At 56.3% G+C, this 18,319-nt stretch carries 18 protein-coding genes; 11 read left to right on the top strand and 7 right to left on the bottom strand.

The annotated features are described in order from the left end of the window. Positions 1–62 precede the first annotated feature (62 nt). Together aroC and prmB are read right to left on the bottom strand one after the other, a co-directional pair. Complete coding sequence (aroC, locus tag METLA_RS0118630; RefSeq protein WP_024299993.1) at positions 63–1,151, bottom strand: chorismate synthase; 1,089 nt, start codon at positions 1,149–1,151, stop codon at positions 63–65. 1 nt (position 1,152) lies between these two features. Then, positions 1,153–2,085, bottom strand: coding sequence for a 50S ribosomal protein L3 N(5)-glutamine methyltransferase (prmB, locus tag METLA_RS0118625; RefSeq protein WP_024299992.1), 933 nt, complete (start codon positions 2,083–2,085; stop codon positions 1,153–1,155). Between the two features lie 89 nt (positions 2,086–2,174). Here prmB and METLA_RS0118620 point away from each other — a divergent pair, with 89 nt between their 5' ends. The 5 genes from METLA_RS0118620 (at position 2,175) to METLA_RS21105 (ending at position 6,184) form a co-directional block, all read left to right on the top strand. Further along, the gene (locus tag METLA_RS0118620) at positions 2,175–3,056 is read left to right on the top strand and encodes an HDOD domain-containing protein (protein WP_024299991.1); all 882 of its coding nucleotides are present in this window, start codon (positions 2,175–2,177) and stop codon (positions 3,054–3,056) included. 45 nt (positions 3,057–3,101) lie between these two features. Beyond that, complete coding sequence (locus METLA_RS0118615; RefSeq protein ID WP_024299990.1) at positions 3,102–3,983, top strand: globin domain-containing protein; 882 nt, start codon at positions 3,102–3,104, stop codon at positions 3,981–3,983. Positions 3,984–4,034: 51 nt separating this feature from the next. After that, the gene (locus tag METLA_RS0118610) at positions 4,035–4,313 is read left to right on the top strand and encodes a hypothetical protein (protein WP_024299989.1); all 279 of its coding nucleotides are present in this window, start codon (positions 4,035–4,037) and stop codon (positions 4,311–4,313) included. An 85-nt stretch (positions 4,314–4,398) separates the two neighbouring features. Next, the gene (locus tag METLA_RS21565; RefSeq protein ID WP_024299988.1) at positions 4,399–5,712 is read left to right on the top strand and encodes a TerD family protein; all 1,314 of its coding nucleotides are present in this window, start codon (positions 4,399–4,401) and stop codon (positions 5,710–5,712) included. A 166-nt stretch (positions 5,713–5,878) separates the two neighbouring features. After that, complete coding sequence (locus METLA_RS21105; RefSeq protein WP_051459807.1) at positions 5,879–6,184, top strand: hypothetical protein; 306 nt, start codon at positions 5,879–5,881, stop codon at positions 6,182–6,184. A 334-nt stretch (positions 6,185–6,518) separates the two neighbouring features. On the opposite strand, the gene METLA_RS0118595 is transcribed toward METLA_RS21105, so the two are convergent. Genes METLA_RS0118595 through METLA_RS0118580 form a run of 4 tightly spaced genes read right to left on the bottom strand, consistent with a single transcriptional unit; the run spans position 6,519 to position 9,187 of the window. After that, positions 6,519–7,025: a CinA family protein gene (locus tag METLA_RS0118595; RefSeq protein WP_024299987.1), complete on the bottom strand. Its 507-nt coding sequence runs from the start codon at positions 7,023–7,025 to the stop codon at positions 6,519–6,521. Between the two features lies 1 nt (position 7,026). Then, entirely contained in the window at positions 7,027–7,803 is a 777-nt protein-coding gene (gene lpxA, locus METLA_RS0118590) for an acyl-ACP--UDP-N-acetylglucosamine O-acyltransferase (RefSeq protein WP_024299986.1), read from the bottom strand. A 5-nt stretch (positions 7,804–7,808) separates the two neighbouring features. Continuing rightward, positions 7,809–8,693, bottom strand: coding sequence for a site-specific tyrosine recombinase XerD (xerD, locus tag METLA_RS0118585; protein WP_024299985.1), 885 nt, complete (start codon positions 8,691–8,693; stop codon positions 7,809–7,811). Continuing rightward, complete coding sequence (locus METLA_RS0118580) at positions 8,690–9,187, bottom strand: methylated-DNA--[protein]-cysteine S-methyltransferase (RefSeq protein WP_024299984.1); 498 nt, start codon at positions 9,185–9,187, stop codon at positions 8,690–8,692. Before METLA_RS0118580 ends, xerD begins: the two co-directional genes overlap by 4 nt. A gap of 552 nt (positions 9,188–9,739) precedes the next feature. Here METLA_RS0118580 and METLA_RS0118575 point away from each other — a divergent pair. The 6 genes from METLA_RS0118575 to METLA_RS0118550 all read left to right on the top strand — a co-directional run bounded on the left by METLA_RS0118575 (position 9,740) and on the right by METLA_RS0118550 (position 17,325). Beyond that, positions 9,740–12,304 carry a hypothetical protein gene (locus METLA_RS0118575; protein ID WP_024299983.1) on the top strand — a complete coding sequence of 855 codons (2,565 nt, stop codon included), beginning with the start codon at positions 9,740–9,742 and terminating at the stop codon, positions 12,302–12,304. A gap of 123 nt (positions 12,305–12,427) precedes the next feature. Then, the gene (locus tag METLA_RS0118570) at positions 12,428–14,302 is read left to right on the top strand and encodes a GMC family oxidoreductase (RefSeq protein ID WP_024299982.1); all 1,875 of its coding nucleotides are present in this window, start codon (positions 12,428–12,430) and stop codon (positions 14,300–14,302) included. A 200-nt stretch (positions 14,303–14,502) separates the two neighbouring features. Then, positions 14,503–15,429: a malate dehydrogenase gene (locus tag METLA_RS0118565; protein ID WP_024299981.1), complete on the top strand. Its 927-nt coding sequence runs from the start codon at positions 14,503–14,505 to the stop codon at positions 15,427–15,429. Between the two features lie 13 nt (positions 15,430–15,442). Next, positions 15,443–16,138: a VIT1/CCC1 transporter family protein gene (locus METLA_RS0118560; protein WP_024299980.1), complete on the top strand. Its 696-nt coding sequence runs from the start codon at positions 15,443–15,445 to the stop codon at positions 16,136–16,138. A gap of 7 nt (positions 16,139–16,145) precedes the next feature. Beyond that, positions 16,146–16,451 carry a GIY-YIG nuclease family protein gene (locus METLA_RS0118555; protein WP_024299979.1) on the top strand — a complete coding sequence of 102 codons (306 nt, stop codon included), beginning with the start codon at positions 16,146–16,148 and terminating at the stop codon, positions 16,449–16,451. Beyond that, positions 16,444–17,325, top strand: a complete 882-nt coding sequence (locus METLA_RS0118550; protein ID WP_024299978.1) for a carbohydrate kinase family protein — start codon at positions 16,444–16,446, stop codon at positions 17,323–17,325. Before METLA_RS0118555 ends, METLA_RS0118550 begins: the two co-directional genes overlap by 8 nt. 109 nt (positions 17,326–17,434) lie before the next feature. Here METLA_RS0118550 and METLA_RS0118545 read toward each other — a convergent pair whose 3' ends face one another. Further along, a complete protein-coding gene (locus tag METLA_RS0118545) occupies positions 17,435–17,920 on the bottom strand; it encodes a hypothetical protein (RefSeq protein WP_024299977.1) in 486 nt (161 codons plus the stop codon). Positions 17,921–18,319: the final 399 nt, after the last annotated feature.

Below are 18,319 nucleotides of genomic sequence, written 5' to 3'. Positions count from 1 at the left end.
TCACGGCCGGGACTTGCTGCAGACGCAGGGACAAAGATTGCTTTGCCTTGCGCCTTTGGAACCTATCGTAAAATCGGCAAGCCGGAGCGCACATCGCTATTCTGCGCCCGATGCCGGAGATAATGATCCATGATCACGATCGCGACCATCGCCTCCGCGATCGGCGTCGCGCGGATGCCGACGCAAGGATCGTGGCGGCCTTCGGTGACCACTTCGATCGGCTCGCCGCGCACATTAATTGATCGACCGGGCAGGCGCAGGCTCGAAGTCGGCTTCAGCGCAATGCTCGCGATCACGTCCTGGCCGCTCGAAATGCCGCCCAGAATGCCGCCGGCATGATTGCTCAGAAAGCCGTCCGGGGTGATCTCGTCGCGGAACCGGGTACCCTTGCTGTCGATGCAGGCGAAACCGTCGCCGATTTCGACGCCCTTGACCGCATTGATGCTCATCAACGCATGCGCAAGATCCGCATCGAGCCGGTCGAAGATCGGCTCGCCGAGGCCCGGCGGCACGTTCGTCGCGACCACATTGATGCGCGCGCCGATCGACTCGCCTTCCTTGCGCAAGGCGTCCATGTAGGCTTCGAGCTCGGGTACGCGCGCTTGATCCGGGCAAAAGAACGGATTCGTGTTCACGACCGACCAGTCCAGCTTGTCGATCTTGATCGGACCCAACTGCGCCAAGAAGCCCCGAATCTCGATGCCGGCCTTTTCCTTCAGGTATTTTTTCGCGATCGAGGCCGCCGCGACCCGCATCGCGGTTTCGCGCGCGGAGGAACGGCCGCCGCCGCGGTAATCGCGAAAACCGTATTTTTGCTGATAGGTATAATCGGCATGGCCGGGCCGGAACGACTCGGCGATTTTTGAGTAATCCTTCGAGCGCTGATCGGTGTTTTCGATCAACAGCCCGATCGGCGTGCCGGTCGTTTTGCCTTCGAACACGCCGGACAGGATCTTGACTTCGTCCGCCTCGCGCCGCTGCGTGGTATGCCGGGAGGTGCCGGGTTTCCGGCGGTCGAGATCGAGCTGGATGTCAGCCTCAGAGAGTTCGAGCCCCGGCGGGCAGCCGTCGACGATGCAGCCGAGCGCGGGCCCGTGGCTTTCGCCGAAGGTGGTGACGGTGAACAGTTTTCCGAAGGTATTGCCAGACATATTAATCCAAAGCCGCGATGAATGAGTCGTGATAGAGCGCGAGTTGCTCGCCGGTCAGCAAGAACACGCCGTCGCCGCCGCGCTCGAAATCGAGCCAATAAAAAGGAATGTCCGGAAACGCGTCCTGCAGCGTTTGCGCGCTGCTGCCGACTTCGACGACCAGGATGCCCTGTTCGGTCAGATGGTCTTTCGCTTCGGCCAGGATGCGCAGCACGATGTCGAGCCCGGTCTTGCCGCCGGTGAAGCCCATCTCGGGTTCGGCGTGGTATTCGGGCGGCAGGCTTTCCCATTCGGCGACCGCGACATAAGGCGGATTGCTGACGATGATGTCATAACGCTTATTCGGCAGCGCATCAAACAAGTCGGACTGATACAGCGTCACCGAATCCTCGGACTGATGCTTCCTGACATTGATTTCGGCCACCGCCAACGCATCGGGCGACAAATCGACCGCATCGACTGAAGCGGTCGGAAATGCATAGCCGCAGGCGATCGCGATACAGCCGCTGCCGGTGCACAAATCCAGGATAGCATCGACGCTATCCTCGTCGACCCAGGGCGCAAAACGCTGTTCGATCAGTTCCGCGATCGGCGATCTCGGCACCAGGACCCGCTCATCGACATAAAACGACAGGCCCGCGAAAATCGCTTCATGGGTCAGATACGCGGCCGGCTTTCTTTCGTTGACCCGGCGCTCGACGATGTCGATCAAGGCCTGGCGTTCCGGATGCGTCAGCACCGCTTCCAGATAAAACGGCGACACGTTGTAAGGCATATGCAGCGTGTGCAATATCAATCCGGCCGCCTCGTCGATCGCGGTCAGCGAGCCATGGCCGAAATAAACCTGGGCATCGCTAAAGCGGCTGGCCGCCCAACGGATATAGTCCCGTATCGTGGTTAAGGTCGCGATGACCTCGGTCGATGTATCCTGCATGATAAGAAAATCTTGGCCGTTCGGCCTTTGCACAAAGAGGCGAATTTTAAACTAAACTTGCCTCATTGTCCGAATTTTAAAGCCATTCCATGCCAGTTGCCGAACCGATCACCCCAGCCTCCGACGCCATGCCAGCCGAAAACAGGCTACTTGAGGCGTGCCGCCGGCATCTCGAAAACAACGAGCTGATCCTGCCGACGATCCCCGAGGTCGCCTTCAAAATCCGCCGCGCGATCAATGATGAAAAAGCCAACAGCACCCGAATCGCCCGCATCGTGCAGCTCGACCCTTCGCTGACCGCGCGCCTGATCAAGATTTCGAACAGCGCCCTGTACTGCGGCCGCAAAACGATCGAAAGCTGCCCGGAAGCGATCACCCGGCTCGGACTGAAGGCCGCGCAAGACATCATCACCGCGTTTTCGCTGAAAACAGTCTTTACCGCCAGGTCGCCGTTCATCCGTCATAAAATGATCGAACTGTGGACACACAGCAGCTTTGTCGCCTCGATCAGCGCGGTGCTCGCGCATCAGGCGAAAGGTTTCGACCCCGACCGCGCGATGCTGGCAGGGCTGATCCACGACATCGGCAAAGTCCCGATACTGACCTTTGCCGATCAGCACATCGAACTGGCCTTGAACGCCGATCATCTGAACGAAACGATCGACAGACTGCACGGACCGGTCGGCCTGAATCTCATCCGGCAATGGAGTTTTCCGGCCGACTTCGACGATGTCGTGACCCACTCGGAAGACTGGCAGCGCAATACCGGCGCACCGGCCGATTACGCGGACATCGTGATGCTGGCGCAATTACACAGCCTGATCGGCAAGGTCGGCTTTAAAACGCTGCCGAAGATCGGCACCCTGCCAGCCTATCACAAGATCTCCGGCGCCTTCGACGCGGACGGCAGTATCACGATCCTGGACATCGCCAAGGATGAAATCGAGATGGTTCAGCAAATGCTCGGCTGAATCGCCCGGCATCCCCTCCCCTTATTAAATGAATACGATTGAGCCATGAAAACCCAAAGATTGTTAGTCAAAAACTGCATCGACGACATCGCGGACAGCCGGGAAGAACTTTCGCGCCTGTTCTACCGCGAACTGTTCCATCTCGACATCAATCTGAAAAAAGTCCTGCCGGGCAACACCGTGTTTCTGAACCGGAAGTTTTTCAACATGCTGGCCGCGCTGCAGAACGTCAAATATCTCGAAAACATCGCCGAATCGGTCGTCAAACTGGGCGAGCGCCATCTGGTGAAATACGGCGCGCAAATCGAGCATTTCGATACGCTGAAACAGGCGCTGCTAAAAGCGCTCGCAGAGCATCTCGGCGAGCGCTTCACGCCCGAATTGCAAGCCGCCTGGAACGGCGTTTTCGACGACGTCGCCCGCGTGATGAAACAGGCGATGAGTACATGCGATCGCCGCGCCGAAGCGCGCCCGCTGTATGACGAAAGCACCTACGACCCGAATCTGCTGGATGAAATCGGCGGCGAGGCAGGCGTTTACCGGGTGCACGAGCGTTTCTACGAAGTGATGTTCAACCATCCCTGGCTCGGACAATTCTTTTTCGGCAAGTCGGAAGAGGTGTTGATCACCAAGCAAACCCAGTTCATGGTCGCGGCCTTCAACGGCCCGAACACCTACACCGGCGACACCCCGGCCTTCGTGCACATGCACATGTTCATCACCGACGAAATGGCCGATCTGCGCGAACAAATCCTGCGCCAGGCGATCCTCGACGAAGGCTTGTCCGCCTCGGTCGCGGACCGCTGGCTGAAGGTCGACCAAAGCTACCGCTCGGCCATCGTCAAAAAATCGGTCGACGAATGCGTGTTGAAATGCGTCGGGCAGGTGCCGGTGACGGCCGAGAAGCCGTTAAATTACGAGGCTTGATTTGGATAACAGTATCTACAGTACATACTGCGCGGCGGCAGGCGCCTGTGCGTGCCAGAGCATGCCGCGCCGGGCCACTGGCTGGTCGAGCACATCGGCCTCGACGCCTTCATCAAGCTGTGCCGCTACCACAGCGGCGAACGCATCGAACTCGACCGTTGCGCCCAGGCGATCCGGGCCGTGTTCGAGCAACAGGTCGCGCGCGAATACGCCCAGGGTGCAAGCAACGGCGAATTGGCGCTGCGTTACGGCTACACCGAGCGCGGCATCCGCAAGCGCGTGGAGATCCGCGAGCCGTCGCCGAACTTTGATTTATTCGACGAGTTGTAGCGCGCAGCCTTAAGATATATTTGATAACCGAGAGGTTATACTTATTGCTTTAATCGTCGCTATTCTTACTTAGGAAGGAAAAAGCATGAGCTTAAAGCTTGAAAGAGGGGCCAATTTTTCTTTAACAAAACTAGTACCCAACCCCACCCACTTTTTTGTCGGGTTAGACTGGCCAACTAAACCACAGTCCAACGAAGCTTTCGACATAGACGGTAGCTGTTTTTTGCTTAGTGAGCAAAACCGCGTCCGCAATAACACTGATTTTATCTTTTACAATCAGAGGCAAGACTCTGTCCAATCTGTTTGGTTGCTTGAAGACGTTGAACAAGTTCAGTTTAGTAAGGGCAAAACTGGATTCGGTGTTGATCTGGCAAGAATACCCGCTGAAATAAGCCATGTCGTTTTCTGCCTCACCATTCATAATGCAGAAGAAAAACAGCAAAGTTTCAGTATGCTGGACTGGTTAAGCCTGAATCTAGTGGAACAGGAAACGCTAACAGAAATCGCTGCATTTCGATGCGAACAAGAACTGAGCAAGGAAACAGCCATTTTATGCGGCGAGCTTTACCGGCATAACCAAGAATGGAAGTTCAAGGCAATCGGTCAAGGGTTCATTAATGGCCTAGGGGCATTGGCCGAAAATTTTGGCGTGGTGCTTGACAACGTCGCTCCCAATTCAGAAGAGACTCCAGAAGATACCAATGAATTGGTAATTACTAAGAAAAAACGCAGATCCCCCCAAGAAGTCATCGCTGAGCAAATGACACTCATTCAAGGCAAAATGAAGCAGTTGTTACCGCAGATTATCTCGTCGTCAACCAACGGTATTAACGAAAGCAGCACACGTTTAGTCCTTGACCGGATTTTTCAGGATGTATTGGGCTACTCTATCGATGAAATTAAAACCGAGCAGAAAATTCAAGGTCGTGCCGCCGATTATGTGTTGGCTCCGGATGGGCGTGACACCATCGTCATAGAAGCCAAAAGAGCGGGAACACCTTTGCGTCAAAAACAAATTTTTCAGGCTACCTCTTACGCGGCCTACTCGGGCATACAGTGGGCCATATTGACCAATCTGACTGAGTGGCAGTTTTACAAGGTGTCTACCGTTGATAAGGTTGATCCGCATTGGGTGTTCACTATTGATTTAAATAAAGGACTGGACGATGAAAATACCTACAACTTGTTATTGATTTCCAAATTCGGAGTTGTGAGAAAGGGGCTGATTGAAAAAGTTTGGCTCAAGCGGGTTTGCCTTAAAGCAGAAACCCTAATTGCAGCTATTTTGAACGATGAAGTCATTAGCAAGATAAGGCTTATCATTGGTAAAGAAACGGGGGGGCAAATTACTAATGACGAGGTAAAAAGAGCGATCGAAATGGATGTTTTGAAGATTTAGGACCGATCGGGTGGAGGTAACGGGATTGCGCCCGTTACCCCTCCCACACCACCGGACATGCGGTTTTCCGCATCCGGCGGCTGAACCTAGCGACTCAAGTTGTCGCAAAATCTGATGGCACCCACAGGCCCCATCGCCGCAAGCGCGCGTTGTTCAAGACGGTTTTATGGTTCCCACGCGCCGCGTGGTAACCGAGGTCGGACGCGCCAGCGTCCCGATCCGCGATGTCGCCGCGATATGGACTGCACTTGAAAACCACCTGCATTTGATCGCCCAATCGCCGGATTTACCAGCCGAAATCAGCAGCTTCAAATCATGGAGCGCAAAACGCTTGCTCGAAGTGCGGCAAGAACAAAGGGCTGAGCGTATCCTGAAACGATTCGCTTTTTATAAAAAGGCGCATAAAACAGACTGCTGTTATCAGGACTGGGAAGAAGGCTCGCAACCCGAGAAAATGCAAACCCTGCAATGATGCCGCAAAAAATCGAATACATCCACCAGAATCCCGTTAAACGAGGCTATTTCGACGATCCTGTGTACTGGCGTAATTGCAGCGCGCGTAGTTACACTGGGAAAACGGGGTGTTGAAAATCGATACGGAATGGTATGGCTGAATCGCGACGCTGGCGCGTCCACCCTGCATTCCCACGCGGCGCGCGGGAACGAGATGACAGATCTCGCAAATTTCGGCGGAACAAAACCATCAGGCCATAAAAAGGGCTTAGACTTTCATCTAACCCCTTGTTTTATCTGGAGCTGGGACTCGAACCCGCGACCTGCTGATTACAAAACGGCTATTCGCCGCATCAGGATTCCGAATTATCGGCCTGTACATATTCGCCAAGCAAACACTGCAATGCTTTCTGCACGGTCTGCCTGCGTACCGCATGACGGTCGCCTTCGAAATGCTGCTCAATACAATGGCTGGGCTGCCCGCGCCGTTGCCAGGCGATAAAGACGAGACCGACCGGCTTTTCCTCCGTGCCGCCGCCGGGCCCTGCGATACCGGTGACGGCCAGGGCAATATCCGCCTCGCTATACTGCAAGGCGCCGGCGGCCATTTCAGAAGCAGTTTGCGAGCTGACCGCGCCATGGGCTTGCAAAGTGCCGTCACTGACCCCGAGCATCGCGATTTTCGCGGCGTTGCTGTAGGTCACGAAGCCGCGGTCGAACCAGGCCGAACTGCCGGCGATTTCGGTCACGCTTTGCGCGATCCAGCCGCCGGTGCAGGATTCGGCCAGGGCCAGCAGGTGGCCTGCCTCGCACAGCTTCTGACCCAACTGGCCTGCGAGCGCTAGTAAATCGTCCTGCATCCTAATCGGCCGAAATGTCGACAAAGCCGTGCACGCCGCGCTTGGATTTGACCGCCAGCCAGTCCTTCAAAAACTTCAGCTCCTCGGTTTCCTCCAGGGCATCCAGGCTTTTTTTGTGCCGCAGCAGACGAAACGCCTGCGACAGCACGTTGTAACGCTCGCCGGTGATGCCTGCGCGTTTCAGGCCGACCGTATTCAGCCGGTAATGCTTGGCCGGACGGCCGCCGACCAGCGTGAACGGAATCACGTCCATGTTCAGGCCGGTGGTGCCCTGCACGATCGCGAACGATCCGATCCGGCAAAACTGGTGCGCGACGACCGCGCCGCCCATAAACACATTGCTGCCGACTTCGACATGGCCGCCGATCGCGACATTGTTCGCGAAGATGGTTTTGTCGCCGATCGTGCAGTCGTGCGCGACATGGCTGTTGTTCATGAAAAAGCAGCCGGAGCCGATCTTCGTCTCCCCGTTTTCCTTGGTCGAGCGGTGCGCGGTGAAGCCTTCGCGGAATACGTTGTTGTCGCCGATGGTCAGCCAGGTGACCGTTTCCGGCTTGAAGCCGATATCCTGAGGCAGGCCGCCCAACACCGCATGCGGGTGCAAAATATTGCCCGCCCCCATGCGGACATGGCCGTGCACGACCGCATGCGCGCCGACCTCACAGCGGTCGCCGAGCACCGCGCCGCTTTCGATCACCGCGAACGGACCGACGATGATGCCGTCTCCAAGCGTGACGCCGGGGGCGATATAAGCGGTCGGGTGAATCTGTTGTGTCATGTGTATTAGCCTCTTGGATGAAATTTGGAGTGTAAATCTTTGAGCCGTTCGCGTGCGATATGCGTGTAGATTTGCGTGGTCGACAGATCGGAGTGGCCGAGCAGCAATTGCACCACGCGCAAATCGGCGCCATGGTTCAGCAAATGCGTCGCAAACGCGTGGCGCAAGGTATGCGGCGACAGTTCCTTGCCGATGCCGGCTTTCTTCGCATGGCGCTTGATGATATGCCAGAACGCCTGCCGGGTCATGCCTTCCGCCCGGTTTGTCACGAACAGATAATCGCATGGCCGCGCGCCGAGCAGGTCCGGGCGCGCCTGATTCATGTAGGTTTCGAGCCAGCTCATCGCGACTTCGCCGACCGGCACCAGCCTTTCCTTGTTGCCTTTGCCGGTGATGCGGACCACGCCCTGGCGGAAACTGATCTGCTCGAACTTCAGCCCGACCAGTTCGGATACCCGAAGCCCGGTCGCATACAGCATTTCGAGCATCGTCTTGTCGCGCAGGCCGAGCGCATTCGACACCTCGGGCGCTTCGAGCAGCCGTTCGACATCCTTTTCCGACAGCGACTGCGGCAACGGCCGGCCGATGTACGGCGATTCGATCAGCGCGGTCGGATCGACATGGACCCGGTTTTCGCGCAAATAATACCCGTAAAAACCGCGCAAGGTCGAAAGAATGCGTGCGGTCGAGCGGCTGCCGATGCCCTGCTGGTAGCGGAAAGCGAGAAAACGCGACAACTGCTCGCCATCGGCTTCGAGCAGCGATTTGCCTTTCAGCCAGTTTGCGAAAATCCGCAGGTCGCTGCCGTAGGCAGCCAGCGTGTTTTCGCTGAGCCCCTGCTCGGCCCAGGCGGCATCCAAGTATTGATCGATCGCATCCGCGGCTTTCATCGGCACTGTTCCGCCTCGAACCGCAACAATTTGATCTTGATGTCGAGCAAGGCGCCCTCGGTCGCGCCGCAGTAGCCGCCGAGGCCGGATGCCGAAACGATTCGGTGACAGGGGATGATCGGCGCGTAGGGATTGTCGCGGCAGGCATTGCCGACAGCGCGAGGCGACGAATTTAAGATATTGGCCAAGGCCGCATAACTGAGCGTCGTGCCGCAAGGAATCCGGCACAGTTCCTCCCAGACTCGGCGCCGGTAAGGACTGCCCTGCGCCAGCAGTTTCAACGCTATCGTGTTGTCCGCACCGGACCCGTAGGCATCGAACACGCGCTGCCAATGCTCGCTGGGCGGCGGCGCCGTCTCATGATCGAGCAGCCAATCGGTATTGACGATCACATCGCCGCATACAGTCAAAGCCAGCCGCCCGGCTGGCGTTTGTATCGAAACGACCTGCTCCGGCCCGGCGCAGTGCGCCACCCATGTGATCGAAAACGGCATCGCTTACCCCTTTATCTTTTGTTGAACAATCCGGCCTTGCCGGTCATCCGTACGGTGTTCACAGGAGATCTGAAACTGTTGGGACATTTCAATGATCCTTATTCGCGCCTGACGCAATCTCATGGTTGACAACAATTCCCGGTTGGGTTCAAAATCAGACTGATTTGCTTGGTTAGGCGCCTAGCCAACTCAGCCTTAACGAAAGTCTTTTTTAATCAAGAGCAAGCCCCCCCAAAGACGACGACGTTAACGCGGTTGAGCACTATTCTAACCGAGTTTGCCGAGGAAGCATCCAAAACGGATAGGCCTCGGGTGAACTGCCTCGGCGCTGAGCCAAGGCAGTGGGCAATGCCGAGATTTTCAGGAATGGGGCTTGTTAATGCTGTCTTTCCTGCCCTGGATGCCGATTGCTAGCGATAAGAAGAACAAGTGGCCGCATCCAAGCCATCTCACACTCAACCGCTTCATCAACGGAGGTCAACCACACCATAGCGCAGTGCACCCGTGCAATCCATTTGCATGACTTTCACAATAATAATGGGGAGAATACATATGAAACTGAAAAAATCAGCCTTTGCGCTGATGCTGTCCGGCGTCGGATTTTTCGGCCTCGCCGGCTACAGCAGCGTAAGCATGGCGATCCTTTTTAGCAGTAATGTCTGCAAAAACCAGCAAGGCGAGATAATCGACGAGGCGATGTGCGCGAAACGCGACGCCGCCAGCTTGAAAGGCGCGGAAGAGGATTATTTCCGCGATATGGACTACGGCATCACCAAAGCCCCTGAAGAACTGGCCAAGACGCTGGCTCCCTTCGTGCCCGGCATTACCCCGGAACAGGCAGCCAAGAGCGTCGCGACCGGCCGCAACAACTGGATCGTATGGACCGCAGGTAACGACCGCTTATGGGATACGATCAGTTATCGCAGCGTGGGTAACCTTGATTTTCTGAAAACCCTATCCAATCACCCCAACCTTAAATTCAGTCGCAGCAATCGCTGGAACTACCTGGGCCTGGTCAACGAGCCCTGCTTCGAAAAAGGCACCGGACCACGCAAGGATCGCTTCGGGCTCTGGCTCGACGTGCGCGCGAAAGATTGCGCACCCGACCCGTTCGAAAATGAAGAAAAATACCCCGGCGTAAAATACGGCGCGCGCGGCAACCGGCCCAGCTTTCCAGCCGGCTCCTACTACGGTTATGCGACCGGCATCGTCGGCCTGCGCTTGTTCCCTAATCCGGACTTCGATGCAGCCGCCGAAAAAAAATGGGATCCCGAACGTTACTACACCGATCCGAGTTATTACAACAACAAGGATCTGGTCCGGCCTTACCGTGTCGGCATGTCCTGCGGTTTCTGCCACGTCGGTCCGAACCCGACCAACCCGCCCGCCGATCCTGAAAATCCGAAATGGGAAAACCTGAACTCGAACCCTGGCGCGCAATATTTCTGGATCGACCGGATCTTCTCCTGGGAAGCCGACCCAAGCGCTTTCCCGTTCCAGCTGTTCGCGACCTCGCGTCCCGGCGCACTGGATACCTCGTTGATTTCGTCCGACTACATCAATAACCCGCGCACGATGAACGCGGTTTACAATCTGGTACCGCGCCTGCTGAATGCGAAAAATTTCGGCGAGGAAAAACTTGGCGGCGGCAGCCTGAACAACAGGCAATTGAATGATTATGTCAAATCCGGACCACTGACCGAATTCTATAAAGCCCCGGACACGGTCTTTACCCCGCACGTTCTGAAAGACGGTTCCGATTCGGTCGGAGCGCTCGGCGCCTTGAACCGCGTCTTCATCAATATCGGCCTGTTCAGTGAAGACTGGTTGACGCACTTCAACCCGTTGATCGGCGGCAAGCCCATCACCCCGATTACGATCAAGCAATCACGTAAAAACTCGTCCTACTGGCAAGCGAACGAAGCGCAAACGCCCGACCTGGCGCTGTTCTTCATCGCCGCCACCCGCCCCGACCTGCTGAAAAACGCCCCCGGGGGCGATCAACATCTGACCCAGGACGCGGCCGTCTTGACCCGCGGCAAGGAAGTCTTCGGCGAACGCTGCGCGCGCTGCCATTCCAGCAAGCTGCCATCTAAAGCTTACGAATTCTTCAAGGGTAGCGACGTCGTCGGCAAGAATTACCTGAAACATTGGGATAATTACTGGAAATGGACGCAAACCGATGAATTCAAGAAAGCGATCGGCGAGATCGTCAAAAAAGACGATTTCCTGCAGGACAACTTCATGTCCACCGACCTCCGCGTACCGGTCACCTTGCTCGAAACAAACGCTTGCAGCCCACTCGCAACCAATGCGATTGAAGGCAACATCTGGAACGATTTCTCTTCGCAATCGTACAAGAATCTGCCGTCGGTCGGTAAGTACACCGTGCATCATCCGATGACAGGCAAACCCTGGCAATTCGACATGCCGGGCGGCGGCCGCGGCTTTACCCGTCCGGCTTCACTGGTCAGCGTGTGGTCAACCGCGCCGTTCTTTGTGAACAACGCGCTCGGCGAGTTCAACCCCAGCCCATCGGTCGAAGCCAGACTGCAATCGTTCGATAATTCGATCGAGCAACTGCTGTGGCCGGAAAAACGCAAAGGCAATATCCAGTATCAGACCGCGAACGGCAAAATGCTGCCGGGCTGGATCGATAGAACCTTCGCATCCAGCTATCTCAGGGTTCCTAAAGGCTTCCTGCCTGACCTGCTGGATAAACTGGTCGGCAAGATTGACGGCGGCAAGTTTGCAGGCGAACAAGGTCTTGAAATCGGTCCGATTCCGAAAGGCACGCCGGTCAACCTGCTGACCAACATCGACCTGGATCAACGCACCGGTTTGTGGAACAGACTGACACACGGCGTCAAGCTGCTCGATGTGCTGTTCACGCTCAAGCATGACCTGAAGAAGCTGCCGAAAGATGCGACCGATGAGCAAGCCGCGAAGGTCTTCGCGAATGCGGTCGAGCCTCTAGTCAACGCGAGCAAATGTCCCGACTACATCGTCAACCGCGGCCATTATTTCGGCACCGATTACTTCAAGGAAGCCAATAAAGAGCCGGGCCTGAGCGATGCCGACAAGAAAGCGCTGATCGAATTCCTGAAGACTTTCTAAGCCTTCGTTTCGATCGGGAGCGGCACGACGCCGCTCTCTCCGGACACTCAGGGACAGAACAGCGAGACCGCCCGACCGTAACCGATCGGGCGGTCTTCATTCATCAGAGCAGGAGAACAGATAATGACCGATAACTATAATACGGCAACTTACGATTACATCGTCGTCGGCTCGGGCGCGGGCGGCGGCACCGTCGCCGCACGGCTCGCCGAAAAGGGCAAGAAAGTGCTGGTGCTGGAAGCCGGCGGCGACCCCAAAAAACTGCAAGGCGACAACCTGGCCTTCCCCGGCGAAAAACGGCTGCCAGACGACTATGACGTGCCGGTCTTCCATCCGTTTTCGACTGAAAACGAAGCGATGCGCTGGGACTTTTTCGTGCGCCATTATGAAACCGAATCGCTCCAGGCCCTCGACCCCAAATACACCCCGGCCGAAAAAGGCGTACTCTACCCGCGCGCCGGCTGCCTCGGCGGCTGCACCGCGCATAATGCGATGATCACGGTTTATCCGCACAATGCCGACTGGGACGAAGTGGCCCAGATCACCGGCGATGCGTCCTGGAACGCCGACAACATGCGCAAATATTTCGAGTCGATGGAATACTGCCAGCACCGGCCGATCCTCAGAAAGCTCGCCACCTGGCTCGGCATCAATCCATCGCGCCACGGCTTCAATGGCTGGTTCCAGACCGAAGCCGCGCTGCCGCTGCAAGCCTTGGCCAAGGACAAAAAACTGGTCGCGGCGATACTCGACTCCGCGCTCAAGGCGGCCGGCACGCTGCCGAACTTTTTTGAGCGCCTGAAATGGCAGATCGAAGGACTCGCCGATCCGAACGACTGGCGCCTGGTCAAGGAAAACTCGACCGGCCTTCGTTATCCGCCGCTCGCGACCCAAAACGGCAACCGCCACAGTACCCGCGAACGCTTGCTGGTGGTGCAGCAAAAACATCCCGACAATCTGACCATCGAACTCGATGCGCTGGTCACCAAGGTAATCCTCGACGAAAACAACCGCGCGGTCGGTGTCGAATACCTGAAAGGCGCGAAGCTGTACAAAGCGCACGCGAATCCGAGCAAACAGCCCGGCGAGCCGCGCAAAGTCTATGCCGCGAAAGAAGTGATCCTGGCCGGCGGCGCCTACAACACGCCGCAGCTGTTGATGCTGTCCGGCATCGGCCCGAAGGAAGAACTGCAAAAGCACGGCATTCCGGTCAAGCATCACCTGCCCGGCGTCGGCACCAATTTGCAGGACCGCTACGAGGTCGGCGTCGTGAATAAAATGACTCAGGACTGGGAAGTGCTGAAAGGCGCCAAATACGCGCCCGGTGACCCGCAATACAACGAATGGAAAAACGAAAACAAGGGCGTTTACACGACCAACGGCGCGGTGCTGGCGGTGATCAAAAAATCGTTCGAGGAACGGCCGCTGCCCGACCTGTTCTGCTTCGCCCTGCTCGGCAATTTCAGAGGCTATTTCCCCGGCTACTCAAAGCTGATCAAGGACGGCCTGAACTACCTGACCTGGGCCGTACTGAAGGCGCACACGGTCAACCGCGCCGGCGAAGTCCGGCTGGTCTCCAGCGATCCGCGCGACCGGCCTTACATCAACTTCCGCTATTTTGAAGAAGGCAACGACACGCAGGGCCTGGATCTCGATTCAGTCGTCGAGGGCGTCAAATTCGTGCGCAGCATCGCCAAGCCGCTGTTCGCGCAAGGCATCCTGACCGAAGAAGTCGCGCCCGGCAAGGATGTGCAAACCGACGAGCAATTGCGCGATTTCGTCCGCTACAATGCCTGGGGCCATCACGCTTCCTGCTCCTGCCCGATCGGCGCCGACAACGACCCGATGGCGGTGTTGGACAGTCAGTTCCGCGTCCGCGGCATCCAGGGCCTGCGCGTCGTCGACGCGTCGGCATTCCCGAAGATCCCGGGCTTCTTCATCGTGTCTTCGGTCTATATGATCGGCGAAAAAGCGGCCGATGTGATATTGAACGGTTGATCAGCAATTCAGGGTGGGCGGCACTTTCTGCCCACCTCCTTTCCTTTAAATAGCGGACATGAGTTATCCTAATAGGAATTAATCTGCTCCGATTATACTCAGCCTCAGGGAGGGGGAATAACGGATTCCCCCGCTTGAACGGCTACCTGACGAGTTAAAGCGGACCCACAAAACTATAAACTGTTGGAGTTCGGTGACTCATGAAAATTGCCATCATCGGCACCGGCCATGTCGGCTCGGCGATCGCTTATGCGCTGGTACTGAAAGGTCTCTGCGCTCATCTGGTGCTGGCCGGCAGGAATCTTGCCAAGGCACAAGGCGATGCACTGGATTTACAACATACGCTGGCTTTTTGCGAGCGCTCGATGATCATCGAAAGCGCCGCGCTCGAAGAGGTTGCCGATAGCGACATCCTGGTCGTGACCGCCTCGATGCCCACCTCAAGCCCTATGTCGTCTCGCCTCGAACTCGGCCCGGCCAATGTTGCGTTGTTCCGGCAATTGATCCCGATGCTCGCGCGCAACAATCCGAATGCGATTTTGCTCGTCATCACGAATCCGGTCGACATCATGACTTATCTGGCGACGCAGATCTCCGGATTTCCGTCCGCAAGAATCATGGGCGTCGGCACCCTGGTCGACTCGGCCCGCTTCCGGTCGCTGCTGTCGCTGGAAGAGCAGATCCATCCCGACGATTTACGCGCCTATATCCTCGGCGAACACGGTCCGAATCAGTTCCCGTTGTTCAGCGCCGCCTCGGCCGGCAGTGAGCACATCGACGATAATCCCGCGCGCCGCGATATTTTCAACGCCGTGCACAGCGCCGGTTTCGATGTTTACAAAGCCAAGGGTTACACGAATTATGCGATCGCCGCGGCAGCCTGCGAGGTGATCCGGGCCATCGTTTACGACTCGCGCCGGACCATTCCGCTCAGCACCTACCTTGATGATTGGCTCGGCATTCAGGATAATTGTTTCAGTATTCCGGTCGTGGTCGGCCGGCGCGGCATCATCCGCCATCTGCATCCCGACCTGGACCGGTCGGAAAAGAAAGCATTGGAAAAGGCCGCTAGATTGATCAAAGACCAGATCGATCGCCTGCTTTTGCCCGAAGACAGCTTGAGTTAACCAGGAAACCCACATGCACCCCCATCAACCGGAATCTCATCGCACCCATCGCACCGGCTGGCTGCGCGCCGCCGTATTGGGCGCCAACGACGGCATCGTCTCGACAGCCAGCTTGATCGTCGGTATTGCGGCCTCGCAGGCCACGCAGCACGATATTCTGCTGGCCGGCGTTGCCGGAGCAGTCGCCGGCGCGATGTCGATGGCGGCTGGCGAATATGTCTCGGTCAGCTCGCAAGCCGATACCGAAAAAGCCGACCTGGCGCGCGAACGCAAGGAACTTGAGGAAAACCATTCATATGAGCTGAACGAGCTGACCGCGATTTATATCCAGCGCGGCCTCGATCCCTTGCTCGCCGAACAAGTCGCGGTCCAGTTGATGGAGCATGACGCGCTCGGCGCGCATGCGCTGGAAGAATTGGGCATTTCTGAGCAAGGCACCGCCCGTCCGCTGCAGGCCGCCCTGACCTCGGCGGCCACCTTTGCGGTCGGCGCGGCGCTGCCTTTGCTGGTAGCTCTATTTTCACCCGTCTCCATTCTCGCCGTCACGGTGTCGTCGTCATCGCTGCTGTTTCTGATGCTGCTCGGCATCGTCTCGGCCTATACCGGCGGTTCGAGCCTGATCAAGGGCGCGGTTCGGGTCACTTTCTGGGGCGCGCTCGCGATGGGTCTCACCGCCGGCGCCGGCGCGCTGTTCGGCACGGTGGTTTAAACCGGCGATGTGGTTTGTCTATATCATCCTCTGTAGCGACGACACCTTGTATACCGGCATCACGAATGACGTACGGCGCCGTTTCGAGCAACATGCGAGCGGGCGCGGCGCGAAATATTTCTACGGCCGCCGGCCGCAGCGGATCGTTTATCTGGAATCGGGCCATGACCGCAGTTCCGCGACCCAACGCGAACTGCGCCTGAAAAAGCTGAACCGGCAACAAAAGACCTTGCTGATCGCATCGGATTGCAACCGGATCGACGATCTCCTGATCGGTTCAACTGCGCAGCAAGCGGTGGAAGACCATGCCTAACCAATCACTGATTCATATCTTCGGCGAAGTGCTGTTCGACCATTTCCCGGATGGCAGCCGTGTTCTGGGCGGCGCGCCGTTCAATGTCGCCTGGCATTTGCAGGCCTTCGGGCAAGCGCCCCGCTTGATCAGCCGTATCGGCGATGACCCGGAAGGCCGAGAAATCGTCCAATTGATGCGCGACTGGGGCATGCGCCCCGATGCGCTGCAAACCGATACGATACATCCGACCGGCAGCGTGCAAATCTCGATTGCTGACGGCGAGCCGCATTACGACATCGTCCCCGATTGCGCCTACGATTTTATCGACCAGCACCCCTTGGCCGAACATCCCAGCACAGGCATTCTCTACCACGGCTCGCTGGCTCTGCGTAATCCGATCTCGCGCGCGGCCTTGCAAACAGCCAAGGCCAATCATCGAGGCAAGATTTTTATCGACGTCAATCTGCGTCCGCCCTGGTGGCAGCCCAGCACACTACAGCCATTACTGCACGATGCGGACTGGATCAAGCTGAACGAAGACGAACTGCTTACGCTATGCCCCGGCCCTGCCGATTTGGAAACGGCAATGCAGGCGTTCTTCGAGCAGTTCGCTCTAGAAACCTTGTTCGTGACCCGAGGCGCACAAGGCGCGCTGGCTTATGACCGGCAGCATCGGTTTGTCTCGGTCAAACCGCCTGCCACAACGACCGTGATCGATACCGTCGGCGCAGGCGATGCATTTGCCGCGATATTGCTGTTGGGTCTGACCCAGCAATGGCCGCTGCCTACGACACTGGAACGCGCGCAGGCGCTTGCGAGCGCACTGGTGGGCAGACGCGGAGCGACGGTGGCTGACGAGGATTTTTATCGCGCCTTTGCAGAGGCCTGTTGACAGAGACAGGCTAACGGATACCCCCGGCTTTCCACGGTAGCGGAGGATCCGAAAGTCTCCCGCGCAGAGAGAAAATTGCTGCGCGGGAGACTTCATAGAAAGTTACTGATTAACTTGGCTTTCTATAGTAGGAATCGTCCTTGTCTACATGGCAGTCTTTGTTTCTTTTTCCATTAAACTCATAAGTGGTGCCGTACTCGTCCGTACCATACCCGTCCATCTTGTCTCCATCATCATGTATTCTACCGTACATGGAGTATCCGTAGTCATAGTCTGACGTGCTGGTAGTATGCCAGGCATTCTCGTCCTTATTCATATAAGCATGGGCATATTTGAATTTATGATCAAGCCTGTCGCTGTGACCGTATCCCGGGGAGTAGTCATCGAATTTTATACAATCCTTAAACTTCTTCCCGTAGTTGTTTTTGAATTCAACCTCGTAAGTAAACCCACCCGGCCCCTTATCGTAGTGCTTTTCGTAGTCACCGCCATCCTCCGCTAACGCAAGATTAGTGCAGCCGAGCGCTATCCCAATACTAACGGCAAACCCGAGAAAGTTACGTTTAAAGAAACCTCTATTATTTAAGTTACTCATGGTTATCTCCTAATCAATAGATTAAAATGCAACACCCAATATTAATTATCGGTATTCCGTTGCTCTTAATGGCATCCTGTCGAGTACAACGCGTTGGCAAGGGTGCGCTAAACCTGCCATCAAAACCCGGAAACACTATAATAAATAGCACCGGTATTTTTACACAAGACCACCACAAAAAAGATAAGTTAGGCCGTAAAATATACCCTATAATACTTTTACGCCTAACCCAAAAAATCCAAAGCAGCCTAATCTCGACGGTTATATTTTTACCTAAAAAAACATAAAAATACCATCGCACCAAAGTAGGGGATTTCATAAATATATTAATAAATATTATTAAAAATAACCTCAAGCATATGATTTTTTATTATAACTTTACAAACAAGCAATTATCCA

The sequence above is a fragment of the Methylomicrobium lacus LW14 genome, from assembly GCF_000527095.1.
Lineage (GTDB): Bacteria > Pseudomonadota > Gammaproteobacteria > Methylococcales > Methylomonadaceae > Methylomicrobium > Methylomicrobium lacus.
The sequence above is the reverse complement of the archived record's forward strand: the minus strand, read 5'-3'. Positions and strand labels throughout refer to the sequence as shown.